Raw genomic sequence first — 18006 nt, forward strand, 5'->3', positions numbered from 1 at the left:
ATATGTAACTAATAATTAGCAACGATTTAAAACAAAGAAGGTGGCAATTTGTCAGCAATTGAAATACTGTCCTGGCCGTTCAAGCAAGAAAGCATCAATCAGATTAATAACAATGAACACTATCTGAACTACCCGGTCATCTACGTGTTAAATGGCAATAAAGAAGCTTATATTGGGGAGACGGTGTACTTTAAAAGCCGGATGAAAGCTCATTTAACTGCCCGTAAAAACGTCAGTCAGATTAACCTCATCAAGCATGAAAAATTCAACCGTTCGGCAACCTTCCATCTGGAAACGAAGCTGATTAATTATTTTCTTGGTGATGAAAAATATACGCTGCAAAACAAAAGTAAAACGGCGAGCGATTTTACACACAATTATTACGACAAGCCGTATTACGATCAAGAATTGTTTAAAGAAATCTGGCAGAGGCTGCACGAGCAAAAGCTGGTCGATCATGAACTGCATGTCATTGAAAATAAAGACATTTTTAAATTGTCGCCGTTTAAAGAACTATCGTTCGAGCAGCTTGAACTGAAAGAAAAGGTACTCGAATTTTGTGAGAAACAAGTAAGTGCCAATCCTGAAGAATACGGCAGTTTACTCGTCATTGAAGGTGAAGCGGGAGTCGGGAAAAGCGTTGTGTTAAGCTCGATTTTCAACACGATTCAGGAACGGGCGGAAGAAGCTTCGTCACCGCTTTATCAAACAGAAAATTATCTGGTCGTGAATCACGAAGAAATGTTCAAGACCTATAAAGGGATTGCGAAACAGGTAAAGCATTTAAAAGCGAAAAACTTTGCAAAGCCGACACCTTTAGTCAATTCGCTGCAAAGAGACAATAAAAAGGCGGACATCATTTTTGTGGATGAAGCGCATTTATTGCTGACAAAGCCGGATACGTATAATAACTTCCACGGCAATAATCACTTGGAGGAACTATTAAAGTTAGCGAAAGTCGTCGTCATCATTTACGACCAAAATCAGGTGCTCAAACTGAAGAGTCTATGGGGTGCGGCAACACTTGAACAATTAAAGAAGCAAAGTACGTACACTGAAGAATACCAGTTAACGAACCAGTTCCGGATGCAGGCAAATGATGATGTCATTAATTGGATTAATGCCTTCAAAAATAAAAAGCTGCTTCCGCTGCCTCATGATGAAAATTATGAATTCAAAGTGTTCGAAACGATGAAGGATATGCATGATGCAATAAAGATGCGCAACAGTGAATTTGGCTTAAGCCGGGTCGTTTCAACATTTGATTACTTGCATAAAAAAGATGGCGGGACGTATTATGTGAACGAATCAAACGGCGCATACAAAATGCCTTGGAATACGACAAGTACGAAATATACATGGGCGGAAAAGCCTGAAACGGTGCATGAAGCCGGCTCGATCTATACGATTCAAGGGTTCGATTTAAATTACGTAGGTGTTGTGCTCGGACCATCTGTTCAATATGATGCTGTGCGAAATGAAATTGCCATTGATCCGAGCAAGTATATGGATAAAGGGGCCTACTCAGGCACGGAAGGCATTGCCGATGTGAACGAAGCGAAGGAAAAGATTGTGCTGAACTCGATTAATATTTTAATGAAGCGCGGGATTAAAGGGCTCTACATTTATGCAAGTGATGAAGCATTACGAAACAAGTTGTTAGCCGATCAACATCGAGACAGTAAGTAATCAAAGTCAGGTACACACAAGAGCATATTGTGTACCTGGCTTTTTACCGGTTTAATCGTAAATTACATTTTTCCCTTCTTCACTTAATTTCTTTAAAGATGCCAGCATATGATTGATGACTTCATCGGAATGGCGCTCCCAACAACCTAATTCGGCGACTATTTTCAAAGGAGATTTCGAACGATATGAGCGTGTTGGGTTACCTGGGGATCTTTTGTCCGTAACGTTCGGGTCATTTTCGAATTCACCTAATGGTTCAACAATATAAATTCGCTCTTTTGCTGTTGATCTTGCCAATTCGGCACCCCATTTTGCAGCTTCCAATGTTGCGGTAAAGTAAATATAGTTCGATTTCTTATCCTGATAATTGGATAAGTGAAGAGGCTCCAATAAATCTCCGATATTTAGTTCTGCTTTCGTACCATGAAAAAAAGGACCCCGATCGAGGACATCTGTTTGATCTTTCATAGGACACACCCCTTTCGTTTTGTATTATCAGTATAGTACGGAAATTTTAAAAGAGTAGTCTAAAAATATATAGCCTGAAATGGTATACTAATAGTAGAGAGAATGTAAGATCGACATACATAGCACAAAGGACTAGTTTACATAGGGGAGTGACCGAGATGGAAACTGTATATTTTGCAGGTGGGTGTTTATGGGGTGTACAGGCATTTATGAAAACATTGCCTGGTGTAACATTTACTGAAGCCGGAAGAGCAAACGGAACGACAACCACTCTGGACGGCGATTATGATGGGTATGCCGAGTGTGTTAAAACCGAGTTTGATCCGAATGGTGTATCGATGCGCGAATTAATGGGGTACTTTTTTGAAATCATCGATCCGTACAGTGTGAACAAACAAGGCGAGGATGTAGGCGAGAAATACCGAACGGGTGTCTATAGCGAAAACGAAGCACACTTGATTGATGCAAAAGCATATATTACAGCGAGACCGGATGCTGACCGGATTGTTGTGGAAGTGCTGCCGCTCACTAACTATGTGAGAAGTGCGGAAGAGCATCAGGACCGGTTAACAAGATGTCCGGATGATTACTGCCATATTCCTGAAGCGTTATTAACGAAATATAAATGAAAAAGTGAACCTTCCAGTCAAGTTTGAGATGGAAGGTTCATTTTTATTAGTCGCATCAACATTTTAGCGATTGAATCTTTTTTCTCATTTAATCGTAAAGGTATTAACTAAAGGAGGTATTTTGAATGAAACAGCTCTATATTAAACAAAAGGTTTTCAGTCTTAGCGGAAAATTTACGGTAATGGATCAGCACGAAAATGATGTATATTTTGTGGAAGGAAGTTTTATGCAAATACCGAAAACGTACTCGATTATGGATACAGCAAGAAATGAAGTCGCGCTAATTACGAAAAAGGTGCTCAGCTTGCTGCCAAAATTTTATGTGGAAGTCGAAGGACAAGAGGTATTGACAATCCAGAAGGAGCTCTCGCTTTTCAAGGCACGCTATTCGGTGGATGCAGTTGGGGTGGAAATTGAGGGGAACTGGTGGGATATGCAATTTGCAGTAAAACAGCATGGGGAAGTCATCGGACAAGTAAGCAAGGAATGGTTTACATGGGGGGATAGCTACAAGGTAGAAGTACTGAAGGATGACATGGAAAAAATCATCATTGCTATTGTTATTGCAATCGATTGTGTGAAAGCTGATCAGGATGCAGCGGCGTCTGTTTAAAGCAAGAAAAAGAGAGACAAAATCCGAGTGATCTAAGATTTTGTCTCTCTATTTAATCTATCAGCTACATGAAAATTAGTATGCAGTCCAACCTGCATCAGCAGCAATGACTTGTCCGTTGATGAAGCTTGAATCATCAGAACCTAGGAATAATGCAAGCTTAGCGATTTCTTCCGGTTGACCAGCACGAGGCATTGTGCCTTGACCAGTAGATTGACGGCTGTATCCGAACTCAGAAACACCTGTCATTGATGATTGAATGTTTGTCATTACGCCACCTGGTGCGATACCGTTACAACGGATGCCAGAGTTAGCGTACATATAACCTGTGTTTTTCGTTAAACCAGCAACTGCATGTTTCGAAGCAGTATAAGCTGCACCAGCACGAGCACCACGTAAACCGCCAGCTGAAATGTTGTTTACGATAACACCGTGACCTTGTTCAAGGAAGAGGTTCGTTGCGATACGCATAGCACGCATTACACCCATTGTATTTACTGAGAAAACACGATCCCATTTCTCATCTGTAATTTCACCGACTGGCTCCATGCCGTCCATGATTCCAGCGTTGTTTACTAAAATATCTAATTGACCGTAAGCTGCTTTAGCTTCTTCAAACATGCGCTCGATGTCAGCTAATTCTGCTACGTTTGCCTTGTTTGCGATTGCTTGTCCGCCAGCTGCCACGATTGCGTCTGCTACTGTTTTTGCACCTTCACCGTTATAATCTGAAACGACAACTTTTGCGCCTTCTTTTGCATAAAGTTCAGCGATTGCTTTCCCCATACCAGAAGCTGCACCAGTTACGATGGCTACTTTACCTTGTAATTTCATTTGAAATCATCCTCCTGAAATATAATTATTATACATCTGTACAATAAAATTATAATACACAAATTAAAGCGTTTTCAATCAGCAAAAAACCTTCGTGTTGTACGATATCCAACAGATTTGATAGAATTGTACAATAAAGGAGGTCGCCATGAATAAAAATGATCTTCGTGTTATCAAAACGAAAAAAACAATACATAAAGCATTACTTTTATTATTGAAGGAAAAGTCATTGCCCCAAATTAAAATTACAGAGCTTTGTAAAGAAGCGACGATTAATCGCGGGACGTTTTATTTCCATTATCAAAGTGTTGACGATGTACTTCAGGAATTGTTCGAAGAAATTATGCTGGATTTACAAATTTCATATGATGAGCCATTTAAAGAAGGGTTGGAACTAACTGTCAGCGGAATGAACTTAAACCCAAATTCAGTAAAGATTTTCGACCACGTAAAAAAATACGAGGATTTTTACAAAATTGTATTATCTGAAGATGTGTCGATGAAATATTATTACATGCTCTTTGATGAAATTTGCAAGCTGATGGATGAGACCGATTATGTAAAGCATGAACATGAGTTAAAGAAATATTTGCATGCCTACAATGCAAATGCCATTATCGGATTACTCATTCAATGGTACTTGAATAACTTTGAAGACTCCGTTGATATGATGAACAATCGCCTTGTGGAAATTGTGAAATTCCGGCAATCGCTTAAATGAAATTTATAATCGCTAGAAAATGGAGTAGTGGACTATTTCATTTTCTAGCCTTTTTGCTTTATTGACGTGCCTAAAATAACTCCATCACATTCTTAACAAGTAATTAAATAATTTAACGATTTTACTTCGAAAATTAACGGAATATTAATAATTTTATGATAATATAAAGGGGAGTTGGTTGGCGTTTGCTGATTGAACTTAAATTGCATAACTAGGAGGAGAAAAATGGTTAAAAATCGAAATGTAACTCTACTGTTTTCTTGGGTACTTATTGTTTTCATTTTAATTCAGCCTCTTCAATCTACTGTTACAAATGCAGCAGCTGGGGACGGGTCATGGTCGACACCTTACTCCGTATCTCAGGCAATCAGCAATCAAAACAACTCCACAAAAACAGTTCAAGGTTATGTGGTGGGACAACCTACATCAACAACGACGGTCCTTACAGGCAGTTTTCCGAATGACTATGCATTGGCTATAGCGGACAATGCGAATGAAACGAATACCGCTAACATGATCTATGTACAGATTCCAACTTCTTTCCGCTCTTCTTACGGATTAAAATCAAATCCTTCATTAATGGGGAAAAGCGTAAAAATCACGGGTGCCTTGTCCGCATACTTTTCTCATCCTGGATTGAAAAATAGTACAGCATTTGAAATAGTGGGGGGAAGTCCTGCCGAACCTGAGCCGATTCCGACACCAAATCCTTCTACGGGTGCCTATTATGATGCAGCTATAGGGAAGACCGGCACAGCTTTAAAATCGGCTTTGCATAATATTATAGATGACCATACCGAAATTTCGTATTCCAATGTATGGACAGCTCTTCGCGAAACAGATGAAGATCCGAACAATTCGAATAACGTCATCCTTCTTTATACAGGCCGCTCCCAAAGCAAATTTACAAACGGCGGGAACGTGAATGACTGGAACCGTGAACATGTTTGGGCAAAATCGCATGGTGGCTTTGGCACATCGATGGGTGCAGGAACTGACTTGCATCACTTGCGTCCAACCGATGTCAGTGTCAACGGTACGCGAAGCAATCTTGACTTTGACAATGGCGGGAACGAGCATTCAGAAGCATCGGGCAACTACTATGATTCTGATTCATGGGAGCCAAGAGACAGCGTAAAAGGTGATGTTGCCCGTATGCTGTTTTATATGGCGGTTCGCTATGAAGGGGACAGCGGAGAAGTAGATTTGGAATTAAATAATAAAGTAAATAACGGCACGGCGCCTTATCACGGGAAACTTTCAGTACTGCTCCAATGGCATAAACAAGACCCGGTCGACAATTTTGAACGTACAAGAAATGAAATTATATATACCGATTACCAGCATAACCGTAATCCATTTATCGATAATCCTGAGTGGGCATCCGCTATTTGGGAATAAAATATGAAAAAACACTCTCCTTTAAGCAAAGGGGAGTATTTTTGTGCTTCCTGATATATAATTTATGGAAGGGAGTGTTATAAATGGGCGAAATAGACATAAGTAAAGAGGCAATCGAAAAGGATTTGGCACTGATTAAAACATGTTTAAGACTCATTAATCAAGCGGTGATTTTAAGGGAACGCAATGGCGAAACCTTTACCCCTTCTGAAAATGAAGAGTTACATAGATTAATTTCTAAAATTGATAAAGATTTAAACAAACTTAAAATGAACATAAATTATGATACAAAGCTATAAAAGGGACAGGTAACTATATTCTATAATAGGCGTTTTTAAAACTGTCGCATATGATAATACGATGATTCTGTGAAGGGAATGAAATAAATGTATTATCAATCTTATGGGTATCCATATCAAGCACCATATTATATGAATTCTTCGCCGTATAATTATGTTGGAACCCCGACTTACTGGACATACCCGTATGGGGCTATTTCTATAAATCAATTAAATCCCTCTCCTGTTTCCGATGGGAATAATGGAATGATGTTAAAGGATTATGGAGCGACCCCATTTGTCATCAATATTAACGAGGCATCGAAGCAAAACAATACGTATCGTACGGCTTTATGGACTGGGAAGCATTTGCAGCTCACATTAATGAGTCTGGAGCCGGGAGAAGATATTGGACTGGAGATGCATCCGAATGTCGATCAATTTTTACGGATAGAGCAAGGGCAAGGGGTAACTCAAATGGGCAAAAATAAAGATCGATTAGACTTCAGAAGAAATGTCCAGGATGACTTTGCCATTTTCATCCCTGCCGGAACATGGCATAACTTAACGAATACAGGTAATATCCCACTAAAACTATATTCTATCTACGCTCCGCCGAACCATCCATTCGGAACGGTTCACCCTACGAAAGCTGCAGCAATGTCTATGAAAGAAGGCGGAGGTCACAGCAATGAATTCCCTGTTATTTCTGGGAAGGCGCCGGATGAATGGATACGACATACTGAATTTTTAGTGAAAGAAGGATTAGAAGATTTTCAAAGAGGGATAAACACTACTCATATTCTTCAGGAATTTATTCTTATGGGCGTTCTAGTAGGAAAAGGATACTCTCCGGAAGAAGCATATGAGACAGTGGAAGAGTGGGAACGGTCCGGGAAGTCTAAACTTCTGCAGCAAAGTAAAAATATGTAGTGAAGCGTTAAGGAACCTGAACGATCTCTTTTGCCTTAACTAACATAACCAACTATAATGAAACGATAGATGGTTATTAAAGGAGATTTTTAATGAATACACGAATGAATCCACGATATAAAATTACACGTCATGATCAGGAAGGGAATCCTACGCTCAGCTTACAGGAATGCCTAAACTTCTTTGCGACAAAACCAGATTTCGAATACCGAGATTTCTATAGTGTCACACAAGACGGTGTCAATATGAAAATTAACGGCCACTTCTTCATGTGGCAATATGAAAGCCAGGAAATACCGTTCCGTTTTTACGAAAACGAGCTGTATGTTGCGGCGGCACACCGCGCAGTTATGGATAAAACGAAGGAAGTAGCGCGCGGCCTGGAAGCGAATTATATTGAAGGGTAATTAATTACACAGCATTAATTCCATTTAGACAGTTGGGACCGATATCCGGGGCCGACTGTTTATTTGTTTAAGCTCATTCATATATGAAAGAAGGTTTTACTCATGAATCTATTAATTTTAGGCGGAACAGGTCGAGTTGGAAGTCATTTAGTTATGAATGCGCTTAAGGACGGCCATCATGTAACAGCTCTCGTTCGTACACCGGACAAAATTGAAAATCAGCATGAAAATTTAACAGTTATTCAAGGGAATGTGCTGAAGAAAGAAGATGTTACGCGGGCGATGTATGGGGTGGATGTAGTGTTAAGTGCACTGAATACAGATGGGGGAACGACTTTAACCGAAAGTATGCCGCTATTTATTGATGCGATGGAACAAGAAGGCATCAAACGAATCATCACGATCGGTACTGCCGGCATTCTGCAAAGCCGGGTCAGCCCGGAACTGCTGCGCTATCAGTCAAGCGAATCAAAGCGGAAGTTAACCCGTGCTGCCGAAGAACACCATAAAGTGTACGAGTTACTGCAGCAGTCCAACCTTGACTGGACAATTGTCTGTCCTACCTATTTGCCGGACGGGGAACGGATCGGGAACTACCGGACAGAACCCAATTTTCTACCGGTAGACGGCAGCCAAATTTCAGTTCCGGATACAGCAGATTTTACCTACAGCTTACTGCAAAGCAACGAATTTATAAAAGCGCGTGTGGGAATCGCTTACTAATTGCTCCCTAACTTTGCCGAAATCATTTTGAAAATACCGATGCCTGTAAGCTTCAGTGTGATTTTCTCATTATGTGAAAGATGCTTCTCAATGAAAATGGACAGGTTATCGATTTTGATTTCCTGATAGTTATGCACATCTTTTGGCTTTCCTAGTTGAGTCATCAATTCCTGGACAGGTGGTGCACAGCAGGCGTTCACCGAAATGGTTTTTACAGAAACCGGCTTGCCTTTTGACTGCATCCATTTTTTCGTATTTGTATCGAGTTCGATTTGCATGAAGGGTTCCTCGCTTTCTTAGAGAAGTTCTAAAATCACCGCTCAATGTTCTAATAAACTTAAAAATGTTTTAATAAAACTGTGTTTTTCTAATATATATGTACGATCTTCTAATAAGTGTTCCCGATGTTTAAATATATGCGGCGGAAGTTCTAATAAACTCCAGACATGTTCTAATATAACGGAAAATCTCCTAATATCCATATTGCTTCTACCATATCATAAATTACAAAATAGAAAAGAAACAAAAAAAACGAACGATTCGGATTTCCCGGAAAGGAGCAATCACAATCGTTCGTTTTAATTGTTATGAAGACAAAATATTTTCTGCCAAAACGCGCTGGACAGCATAAATATTCGTCGCTTTATTAAACTTCTTTTGAAGAGGGATGCTATTTCCGGAAATCCAAATTTTCAACTCTGCATCCAAATCGAAAGTTCCGGCTGTTTCGATCGAAAAATTTGTAATGCTTTTGTACGGAATGGACATATATTCCGTTTTTTTTCCCGTCATTCCTTGTTTATCAACGAGGATCAAGCGTTTGTTTGTAAAGATGAATGTATCTCGTATTACTTTATAAGCATGCTTGACTTCTTCATTACTCGTAATGATTTCGGCCATCTCTTTTTGAACATCTTCTGCTTTCAATTCACTTGCATTGCCCATCAAACCATCAAAAATACCCACTATGTTCACCTCATCTGTTTATTCCACTATTTTTTCCATTCTTTTAAAAGATATACTTACGAATGATGAATTTTATTCCGAAATATTAATTTAATAATTTTCTCTTAAAATGAGTAAAAATATATTAGATGGGTATTAAAGCTGTATAACAAATTTAAAGGAGGAATTCTATATGAATCATTTGAAAGCTTTAGTTATTAAATTTGTGATGATTGCGGCAGTTTTAGGTATTATTCTTGCAGGATTTTTTGATTTTGCGTTTAGCGACACATTAGTAATCAGCTTAGTGTTAACACTTTTAGCTTATGTTGTTGGGGATTTAGGGATTTTCCAAAATGCTGGTACCCACGCAGAGCAGGATAAAAGAAATATCATCGCAACATTATCTGATGTACTTCTAGCAGCGATTGTTATTTACTTTATGGCACAAAGCTATTCTGAAAACAACGACAATATTGTAGCAGCTGCCATTGTTTCGGCTGTAGTCATCGGTTTAGGGGAATGGTTCTTCCACAAATATATTGATAGACAAGTATTTGATAGTGCTGAAGCAACGGATGCTCAAAGAGATTATTAATAGTTTCATAATGGCGCTTTCCAATAAGGAGAGTGCTATTTTTTGTTTTTTACATAATGAACGATGCATCACACATCCTAATAAAGGAGGTGTAAAAAATGAAGAACAATCCGAAAAAGAATCAAAATGAAGAAATGAAAAACCGGCAAGTAGAAGAAACGCTTGGCTTTTCACCAAATGACAGCAAAGCGCTACTTGCCCATGCTGTGGAAGTACAAACAACAGATGTGATTCCAATGGATGAGCTGAATGAATACGCCAAAGTGGACAGCACGACAACGACTTTGAATAATTTACATGAAGATAACACGTCCGCAATTTTAGATCGAAACGCACCGAGGTAAGTGCCAATGAGAACATCAATTCAATTGATGTTCTTCTATTTTTAGAGTGTACGAAACAAAAAGAACACGGAAATTAATCCGTGTTCACTGTAATTATTTTCGAGTTGTCGTTGTTTCCCACATATCCTTCAGCCAAGCGTCAAACTGTGCACCTTTTTCGCCTTCATATGTGTTGTAAATATCGATACGCATTTTTTCCAATTTTACTTTGAAGTCCTCGTACGTGTGGTCCGCAGGCAAGCTCTTCTTAATACGTTTGAAAATTTTACGCAGGTCTTTGAACAATTCGCCTTTCGGTGCTTCCGACGGTTCAACTTGCTGACCCATCTTCTTTAATTGTTTCACAGCAGCATCACGAACTTTTGTTACTAGATCGGCCTTCGCTACATATTGCAAAATTTTAATTGATTCATCGGCTTTAATTTTCGCTAATTCCTGTACCGCATCTAAACGTGCTTCCCAATCTGCTGTACGGTTTACAGCTTTCTTTAATTCACTGAAATTTTCAGGTAATTGTTGTGTTGTTTCTTGATTTTGTTGACTCATTATTTTGTCTCCTTTGTCATTGCCTTACTAGCAACGATCCGCTCCATCTATTATAGCATGAAAGCGAGGTAATTACTCGTTCTACTAGATGGGCGGAATCGATTGCAGTGAGGGTGATTTTCTAATAATGCTCTCCATTGTTCTAATATCCCATACAACTCTTCTAATATGTACCCGAACTTTTCTAATAAAAATCCGCCCCGTCACTCAATAACGTGATAATCAAAGCTTGCACCGGCAAAAAAGCACAACCTCAAACACGAAATCTCAACCCATTTCAGTTACACTCTTACTAAGCAATTTATAAAGGAGGAATTCAACCAATGTTCCAAAACAAAACCGTGATCGTAACAGGGGCAGCGCAAGGAATCGGGCGCTCCGTAGCAACCCATTTTGCAAAAGCCGGTGCGAATGTTATCATCGCAGATATCGAACATGACTTAGGTGTCCAGCTGGCAGGGGAACTCCAAAAAGAAGGGCACTCCGCCATTTTTGCCGAGACCGATGTGCGCAGTGAAGAGAGTGTACGTCAATTGATGGGAATGGCAGCTGACCGTTTTGGCGAGATTCATATTTTGATCAATAATGCGGGACAAGGGAAATGGATTTCACCGCTGGAATTATCGCTTGAAGACTGGGATGACATCATCAATACGAATTTGCGGAGTGTCTTTTTATGTTCACGTGAGGCGGCAAAGCTGATGAAAAACGGTGGGGCAATCATCAATCTTGCTTCAACGCGTGCCGTCATGTCCGAACCGAATTCAGAAAGCTATGCGGCAACAAAAGGCGGAATCCTTGCCCTGACACATGCATTGGCAAGCTCGTTCAGTGAGCTAAACATAACGGTAAACAGCATTTCGCCTGGATGGATTGAAACAGGAGATTACGATGCTCTCAGACCTTCCGACCATGCCCAGCATTTTTCAAACCGCGTCGGCAAACCGGATGATATTGCACGTGCCTGTCTGTATTTAGCGAACCCGCAAAATGATTTTATTACCGGGACGGATCTGACAATCGATGGCGGGATGACAAAGAAAATGATTTATGAAGAATAGTAGATTAAAAGAAGGGCGCTTTCCTTGCAACGAGGAACAGCGCCATTTCCAATTGTTAAACGCACTCCTCGTTCTATCATCGTAATCTAATAGAGTTCTCAGTATTTTCTAATTTTGGGATGATACAGTTACAATTAATAAATTTTGGAGGGATGCCTAATGAAAATTGTAATCGTACCATCAGGGTTTAAAGAATGTTTGGATGCAGAGGATGTCGCATTAGCGATGGAACGGGGGGTAAGACGTTTTGACCCGACCATTGATTTGGAAGTAATGCCAATGGTTGATGGCGGGGAAGGATTCGTGAAGACAATTGTTCGTTTAAAGGACGGAGAATTAGTTTATAAAAAAGTAACTGGACCGGTCGGCAAAAAGATTAAAAGCTATTTTGGTATTTATGAAGAGAACGGGAAACGGACTGCGATCATTGAGATGGCAGCGGTGGCCGGTTTAAAGCTCGTCCCGCGTCATCAAAGAAACCCGTTGAAAACGACTACTTATGGTGTAGGGGAATTGATTGTTGCGGCAATTGATATGGGCATTGATAATATTCTGATTGGCTGCGGGGATTCGGGTACATCGGACGGGGGTGCAGGAATGGCGCAAGCATTGGGGGTTCAGTTTTTAGATGAAAACAGGCAAATTGTCCAAGTGAATGGCGGAGAAGATTTAATGGCTGTCAATACCATTGATACGGAAAATGCCGATCCACGGTTAAAGAACGTTTCGATCAATGTTGCGTGTAACTGGAAAAATATTTTATGCGGGGAAAAAGGGGTTGCGCATATATTTGGACCTCAAAAAGGAGCTACACCAAAACAGGTGGAACAACTAGCATCTGCGCTTGATCATTATGCGGATTTGATTGAACAAGCAACAGAAGTGGATGTTCGTTCGTTACCGGGCAGCGGGGCATCCGGCGGGTTAGGTGCGGGACTGATTGCATTTGCGGGTGCTACATTGCATCCACGGTTCAATATCATCATGAAATATATCAATATAGAAGAAAAAATTTTGACGGCGGATATCATATTAACAGCGGAAGGCAGTCTTGATTTTCAGACACCGAACGGGAAAATCCCTGCTGAGGTTGCACGCATTGCGAAAAAGAATCACATCCCGGTCATTGCGATTACTGGAACAATCGGAAAAGGCGCAAATCTGAACTATCAAGCCGGGATTGATGCCTACAGCAGCATCATTCAAAAACCGATATCTTTGGAAAAGGCGATTAAAAAGGCACCGAAATGGATCGAGGAAAGTACGGAATCAATTTTACGGAAAGTTTCAATTGGCATGGAAATAGCCAATAAAGAAAATAGAAAAGAAAGAGCCATTTAATATGCCTAGCAAAGTAGAAAGAAATAAACAAAAGCAAAATCGCCTGAAAACAAAGATTCAATCGATGCCGAGAAAGACAGCGATCATTATTTCCATACACATCCTGATTCTGATTGCCGTTATTTTCATTCAAGATTTGGATTACAGTGCAAAAGTATCCCTATTTGCATTCTTATCCGCGATGACGTTATGGGTGACAACGAAATTTTCAGCAGGCTGGGTGGCGATGGCCCTTATTGCATTTATTATTTTAATGAATGCGGCAGAGCCTGATTTATTGTACAACTCATTATCCGAGAAAGTCGTGTGGCTTATGATCGGCGCGTTTATTATCGGGGAAGCCGTTAAAAAATCAGGGCTGGCCGAGCGACTGACGCTGTTCATCTTAAGTAAATCGAATAAAAAAGAAAATGTCGTGCTTGGACTAAGTTCGGTATTGTTTGCATCGGCCTTCTTTATCCCTTCAACATCAGGGCGAGCAGCATTGTCGATGCCGATTATTAAGCAAATCAGCGAGAAATTTTCTTCTAAAGAACAAAGTATTTTGGCGATTATTGCACCGGTAATCATTTTAATGAGTACATCGGCGACTTTAATCGGAGCAGGTTCCCATTTAATCGGCATCGGCTTTCTGGAAAGTACGGCCGGTGAATCGATTTCCTACATCCAGTGGTTAATATGGGGTGTTCCGTTTGCACTTGTTGTAACATTGCTTTCATTAATCGTCATCAAATGGACATTGTGGCCGCGGGGGAGTGTAGAGAAATTGGAAAGTATTGAAACGATTCCTGTAACAAAACCTTTTGGAAAAGATGAAAAAAAGACAATGGTTCTCATATTATTTTTAATCATCGGCTGGATGACGGAAAGCCTCCACGGGTTGGATATTGAACTGATTACAGTAATCGGTGCCATTCTTTTCATGATGCCAAACTTCGGAATTATCAGCTGGAAACAAGGAATGAATGCCGTTTCATGGAATCTTGTGATGTTTGTTGCTGCAGCGACCGCGCTCGGCAAAGTATTGGTCGATACGGGCATTGTGGAATGGATAGAAAGTGAAATGATCAGCGTGTTGCATCTGTTTGTCGTTGCACCGGACTGGCTGATCGTATTAATGATCCTAACGATTACCGTAACAAGTCATCTGTATATTACTTCCCATACGACACGTGCCATAGTCTTCATTCCAGGACTGATCTTGTTCAGTGAGTTAATCGGCGTAAACCCCTCAACTGTCGTGTTTTTAAGTTTAATCGGGATGAACTATTGTGTAACGGTGCCGGTCAGCTCAAAAGCATTGCTGCTGTTTTATGAGGAGGGGGATATTTCCTATGATGCGCGGAATCTCGTAAAGCTTAGCGCCATTTTAATGCCCCTATATATATTCATCATCATGCTTTTCTACTTTACTTTTTGGCAATGGACAGGCATGCATTTATAAAGTTAGTGTCAATTTTCTATTTGAGGGAATTGGCACTTTTTATCTGCATTTTGCACGATTCCTAGCCTTTATTAACTAAAAGTTTTAAATTTAATAATTGTTCAGAAAATAAAGATTGTTTTTATTATTACCCTGTTATAATATAAAGTTTATTAAATAACTAGGAATTAAAAGCGGAGGCATTTAGCATGAAAAAATTACTATCAATCGTTACATTATCAGCGCTTGTTTTAGCAGCATGTGGTGGCGACAAATCAGAAGAAAACGCAAGCGAGGCAAAAAATAAATTAGAGGAAATCCAGGCAGAAGGAAAAATTCAAATCGGTCTTGAAGGAACATTCCCTCCATTCAGCTTCCATGATGAATCAGGAGCATTAACAGGCTTTGAATATGAAATTGCTGATCAGATCGCAAAAGACCTAGGTGTTGAAGCTGAGTATGTTGAAACAAAATGGGATTCATTAATTGCGGGTTTAGATACAGATAAATACGATTTCGTAATTAACAATGTATCGATTACAGATGAGCGTAAAGAAAAGTATGATTTCTCAACGCCATATATGAAATCAGAAGCGGTTGTTGCTGTACATACAGATAACACAGAAATTAAAGAGCCGGCTGACATGGACGGCAAAAAATCTTCACAAACAATTACAAGTAACTTTGCCCGCGATGCAGAAGCGCTTGGTGCAGAAGTTGTCGCAACAAATGATCTGATGAGTTCAATCGAGCTTGTTGTACAAGGCCGCGCTGATGGAACAATCCATGACCGCGTGACATTCCTGACATACTTGCAGGAACAGCCGGATACGAAGTTGAAAGTGCTGGACGGTGCGATCAATTCAACAGATATCGCATTAATTTTAAATAAAGAAAACGATGAGTTCCGTGAGAAGTTAAATGAAATTATTAAAGAACGTACAGAAGACGGTACATTCGAAGCAATTTCGGAAAAATATTTTGGTGAAAATGTTATTTCAAACAACTAATGGAAAGGTCGTTTCGACGGCCTTTTTTACGTGGATTTAACTATAGAAAGGAGTGTTAGTGGATGAGTAGAGAAATGGATATTTTACTTAACTCGATCTGGCCGATTTTAAAAGCAGGACTTCTTGTTACCATTCCGCTATCGCTCATTGCCTTTGCCATAGCATTAGTCATCGCAGTCGTGACGGCACTGGCTAGAATCTCAAACTATAAAGTATTACGCTGGATTTTCGGTACTTACGTCTGGGTATTCCGTGGAACACCATTATTGGTGACATTGTTTATCGTATTCTTTGGTCTTCCGAAATTGGGGATTACCCTTGATGCCTGGACAGCGGCGATTATTACATTCTCACTGAATACAGGCGCCTATGCATCTGAATCGATTCGAGCTTCGATTTTGGCCATCCCAAAAGGACAATGGGAAGCTGCAGAATCTCTCGGTATGACGTATTGGCAAATGATGCGACGAGTGATCGCACCGCAAACCGTCCGAATTTCATTACCATCAGTGGCCAATGATTTTATCGATTTAGTGAAAGGCACATCGTTAGTTGCGAGTATTACTCTAGCGGATCTATTCATGGTCGGACAGCAAATTACCGCACGTACATATGAGCCGCTTATGATTTATTCACTTTGTGCGGTCATCTATTTAATCTTCATTAGTATACTGATGATCATTCAAAGCCGCCTGGAAAAATACGCATCGAAGTATGTGTAGAAGTGTCAGGTGAAGCGCTAGAAGGGAGGGCTTATTATCGTACAATTTCAGCAAATGTCGAAGTTCTTTGGCGAAAACGAGGCATTGAAAAATATTAATTTAACATTTCATGAAGGCGAAACAACGGTTATTTTAGGTCCATCCGGTTCAGGGAAATCAACGCTGTTACGCTGTATCAATTTATTGGAGCGACCTGAAAAAGGGATTTTGACAGTCGGCAACCAAAAAGTTGAACTGAACAAGCCAATCTCTCAAAAGAACCTGCTTTCAATACGCCAAAATACAGCGATGGTATTCCAAAGCTTCAATCTGTTCCCGCATATGAAAGTGCTTGAAAATGTGATGGAAGGGCCGGTTACCGTCTTAAGGAAAGACAAAGGGGCTGCTAAACAAAAGGCACAGCAATTATTGGAGAAGGTTGGCCTGAGTCATAAAACAGACCAGTATCCATCGCAACTATCCGGCGGGCAGCAGCAGCGTGTCGCCATCGCAAGAGCATTGGCAATGGAGCCGCAGTTTTTACTGTTCGATGAGCCGACGAGTGCACTGGATCCCGAGCTGGAAGGAGAAGTGCTGAAGGTGCTGAAAAATTTGGCGGAGGAAGGCAAGTCGATGATTATCGTGACGCACAACCTGAATTTTGCGCGCGAAGTGGCAGATCGGATTTTATTTCTCGAAAACGGTGAAATCGGCTATGACGGCGTAACCGAAAACTTCTTTACGGCAAACAACAACGAACGGATTCAACAATTTATAAAATCGATGCAATTTATTTAACTAGGGGGATTCAACATGACAAAAGAAAAAACAAATGTAGAGAGCTTTGATTTAGACCATACGAAAGTAGTGGCACCTTATGTACGACTTGCCGGTACAAAAACAGGAGCGAAAGGTGATGTCGTAACAAAATACGATATCCGTTTCAAACAGCCGAACAAGGCACATATGGAAATGCCGTCACTACACTCTTTAGAGCATTTAATGGCTGACCGTATCCGCAATCATAGCGAAGATGTCGTTGATTTATCGCCAATGGGCTGCCAAACAGGCTTCTACTTGGCATTACTGAACTACAATGACTATGACGGCGTATTAACGATTATTGAAAATACGCTGCAAGATGTGCTGAAGGCAGAGGCTGTTCCAGCATGTAATGAAGTGCAATGCGGCTGGGCGGCAAGCCATAGTTTAGAAGGCGCAAAAGCATTAGCTGAGGAATTTTTAGCAGGCCGCGCCGAGTGGCATATCGTTTTCGGAGAATAATTAATGAAGCACGTCTCCTGTGAGGGTTATCTCGCAGGAGGCTTTTTTATTGGAGC

At 40.4% G+C, this 18006-nt stretch carries 23 protein-coding genes; 18 read left to right on the forward strand and 5 right to left on the reverse strand.

All coding sequences use genetic code 11. From position 1 onward, the window contains the following. The first annotated feature begins 48 nt into the window (after window positions 1–48). Window positions 49–1689, forward strand: a complete 1641-nt coding sequence (locus ACQKN3_RS13180) for a DNA/RNA helicase domain-containing protein (protein ID WP_427712072.1) — start codon at window positions 49–51, stop codon at window positions 1687–1689. Window positions 1690–1740: 51 nt separating this feature from the next. On the opposite strand, the gene arr is transcribed toward ACQKN3_RS13180, so the two are convergent. After that, window positions 1741–2157 (reverse strand): NAD(+)--rifampin ADP-ribosyltransferase, encoded by a 417-nt coding sequence (arr, locus tag ACQKN3_RS13185; RefSeq protein ID WP_427712074.1) that lies wholly within the window; start codon window positions 2155–2157, stop codon window positions 1741–1743. Window positions 2158–2315: 158 nt separating this feature from the next. Here arr and ACQKN3_RS13190 point away from each other — a divergent pair, with 158 nt between their 5' ends. Beyond that, a complete protein-coding gene (locus tag ACQKN3_RS13190) occupies window positions 2316–2786 on the forward strand; it encodes a peptide-methionine (S)-S-oxide reductase (protein WP_427712076.1) in 471 nt (156 codons plus the stop codon). 125 nt (window positions 2787–2911) lie between these two features. Continuing rightward, window positions 2912–3400 (forward strand): LURP-one-related/scramblase family protein, encoded by a 489-nt coding sequence (locus ACQKN3_RS13195; RefSeq protein ID WP_427712078.1) that lies wholly within the window; start codon window positions 2912–2914, stop codon window positions 3398–3400. A gap of 75 nt (window positions 3401–3475) precedes the next feature. On the opposite strand, the gene ACQKN3_RS13200 is transcribed toward ACQKN3_RS13195, so the two are convergent. Continuing rightward, the gene (locus tag ACQKN3_RS13200; RefSeq protein WP_427712080.1) at window positions 3476–4234 is read right to left on the reverse strand and encodes an SDR family oxidoreductase; all 759 of its coding nucleotides are present in this window, start codon (window positions 4232–4234) and stop codon (window positions 3476–3478) included. A gap of 148 nt (window positions 4235–4382) precedes the next feature. Between ACQKN3_RS13200 and ACQKN3_RS13205 the strand changes: the two genes are divergently transcribed. The 6 genes from ACQKN3_RS13205 to ACQKN3_RS13230 all read left to right on the forward strand — a co-directional run bounded on the left by ACQKN3_RS13205 (window position 4383) and on the right by ACQKN3_RS13230 (window position 8697). Beyond that, on the forward strand, window positions 4383–4955 hold the full coding sequence (locus tag ACQKN3_RS13205) for a TetR/AcrR family transcriptional regulator (RefSeq protein ID WP_427712082.1): 573 nt from the start codon (window positions 4383–4385) through the stop codon (window positions 4953–4955). A 225-nt stretch (window positions 4956–5180) separates the two neighbouring features. Then, entirely contained in the window at window positions 5181–6356 is a 1176-nt protein-coding gene (locus ACQKN3_RS13210; protein ID WP_427712084.1) for an endonuclease, read from the forward strand. Window positions 6357–6439: 83 nt separating this feature from the next. Beyond that, window positions 6440–6655, forward strand: coding sequence for a phosphoglycerate mutase (locus ACQKN3_RS13215; protein ID WP_251690190.1), 216 nt, complete (start codon window positions 6440–6442; stop codon window positions 6653–6655). 87 nt (window positions 6656–6742) lie between these two features. Beyond that, on the forward strand, window positions 6743–7567 hold the full coding sequence (locus ACQKN3_RS13220) for a cupin domain-containing protein (protein ID WP_427712086.1): 825 nt from the start codon (window positions 6743–6745) through the stop codon (window positions 7565–7567). A gap of 92 nt (window positions 7568–7659) precedes the next feature. Continuing rightward, window positions 7660–7974: an excinuclease gene (locus tag ACQKN3_RS13225; protein WP_251690188.1), complete on the forward strand. Its 315-nt coding sequence runs from the start codon at window positions 7660–7662 to the stop codon at window positions 7972–7974. A gap of 102 nt (window positions 7975–8076) precedes the next feature. Then, complete coding sequence (locus ACQKN3_RS13230; protein WP_427712088.1) at window positions 8077–8697, forward strand: NAD(P)-dependent oxidoreductase; 621 nt, start codon at window positions 8077–8079, stop codon at window positions 8695–8697. Here ACQKN3_RS13230 and ACQKN3_RS13235 read toward each other — a convergent pair. Together ACQKN3_RS13235 and ACQKN3_RS13240 are read right to left on the reverse strand one after the other, a co-directional pair. After that, a complete protein-coding gene (locus ACQKN3_RS13235) occupies window positions 8694–8975 on the reverse strand; it encodes a CC/Se motif family (seleno)protein (RefSeq protein ID WP_427712090.1) in 282 nt (93 codons plus the stop codon). The genes ACQKN3_RS13230 and ACQKN3_RS13235 overlap by 4 nt on opposite strands. Before the next feature lie 307 nt (window positions 8976–9282). Beyond that, window positions 9283–9663 carry a PH domain-containing protein gene (locus ACQKN3_RS13240; protein WP_427712092.1) on the reverse strand — a complete coding sequence of 127 codons (381 nt, stop codon included), beginning with the start codon at window positions 9661–9663 and terminating at the stop codon, window positions 9283–9285. Window positions 9664–9835: 172 nt separating this feature from the next. On the opposite strand from ACQKN3_RS13240, the gene ACQKN3_RS13245 reads away from it, so the two are divergent. Both ACQKN3_RS13245 and ACQKN3_RS13250 read left to right on the forward strand, forming a co-directional pair. Beyond that, window positions 9836–10240 (forward strand): DUF2512 family protein, encoded by a 405-nt coding sequence (locus tag ACQKN3_RS13245; RefSeq protein ID WP_251690184.1) that lies wholly within the window; start codon window positions 9836–9838, stop codon window positions 10238–10240. 98 nt (window positions 10241–10338) lie between these two features. Beyond that, window positions 10339–10584: a cAMP-binding protein gene (locus ACQKN3_RS13250; protein ID WP_427712094.1), complete on the forward strand. Its 246-nt coding sequence runs from the start codon at window positions 10339–10341 to the stop codon at window positions 10582–10584. Window positions 10585–10677: 93 nt separating this feature from the next. Here ACQKN3_RS13250 and ACQKN3_RS13255 read toward each other — a convergent pair whose 3' ends face one another. Continuing rightward, window positions 10678–11130 (reverse strand): HEAT repeat domain-containing protein, encoded by a 453-nt coding sequence (locus tag ACQKN3_RS13255; RefSeq protein ID WP_427712096.1) that lies wholly within the window; start codon window positions 11128–11130, stop codon window positions 10678–10680. A 323-nt stretch (window positions 11131–11453) separates the two neighbouring features. Between ACQKN3_RS13255 and ACQKN3_RS13260 the strand changes: the two genes are divergently transcribed. The 7 genes from ACQKN3_RS13260 to ACQKN3_RS13290 all read left to right on the forward strand — a co-directional run bounded on the left by ACQKN3_RS13260 (window position 11454) and on the right by ACQKN3_RS13290 (window position 17950). Beyond that, complete coding sequence (locus tag ACQKN3_RS13260) at window positions 11454–12191, forward strand: SDR family NAD(P)-dependent oxidoreductase (protein WP_427712098.1); 738 nt, start codon at window positions 11454–11456, stop codon at window positions 12189–12191. A 159-nt stretch (window positions 12192–12350) separates the two neighbouring features. After that, on the forward strand, window positions 12351–13532 hold the full coding sequence (locus ACQKN3_RS13265) for a glycerate kinase (RefSeq protein ID WP_427712100.1): 1182 nt from the start codon (window positions 12351–12353) through the stop codon (window positions 13530–13532). Window position 13533: 1 nt separating this feature from the next. Next, window positions 13534–14976, forward strand: a complete 1443-nt coding sequence (locus ACQKN3_RS13270; RefSeq protein ID WP_427712102.1) for an SLC13 family permease — start codon at window positions 13534–13536, stop codon at window positions 14974–14976. A 188-nt stretch (window positions 14977–15164) separates the two neighbouring features. Continuing rightward, on the forward strand, window positions 15165–15965 hold the full coding sequence (locus tag ACQKN3_RS13275) for a transporter substrate-binding domain-containing protein (RefSeq protein ID WP_427712104.1): 801 nt from the start codon (window positions 15165–15167) through the stop codon (window positions 15963–15965). A 62-nt stretch (window positions 15966–16027) separates the two neighbouring features. After that, window positions 16028–16687 carry an amino acid ABC transporter permease gene (locus ACQKN3_RS13280; protein WP_251690177.1) on the forward strand — a complete coding sequence of 220 codons (660 nt, stop codon included), beginning with the start codon at window positions 16028–16030 and terminating at the stop codon, window positions 16685–16687. 36 nt (window positions 16688–16723) lie between these two features. After that, the gene (locus tag ACQKN3_RS13285) at window positions 16724–17464 is read left to right on the forward strand and encodes an amino acid ABC transporter ATP-binding protein (protein WP_251690450.1); all 741 of its coding nucleotides are present in this window, start codon (window positions 16724–16726) and stop codon (window positions 17462–17464) included. A gap of 15 nt (window positions 17465–17479) precedes the next feature. Then, window positions 17480–17950, forward strand: a complete 471-nt coding sequence (locus tag ACQKN3_RS13290) for an S-ribosylhomocysteine lyase (RefSeq protein ID WP_427712106.1) — start codon at window positions 17480–17482, stop codon at window positions 17948–17950. Window positions 17951–18006 lie beyond the last annotated feature (56 nt).

Source organism: Solibacillus sp. NPDC093137, from assembly GCF_050280445.1.
Taxonomy (GTDB): Bacteria; Bacillota; Bacilli; order Bacillales_A; family Planococcaceae; genus Solibacillus; species Solibacillus isronensis_B.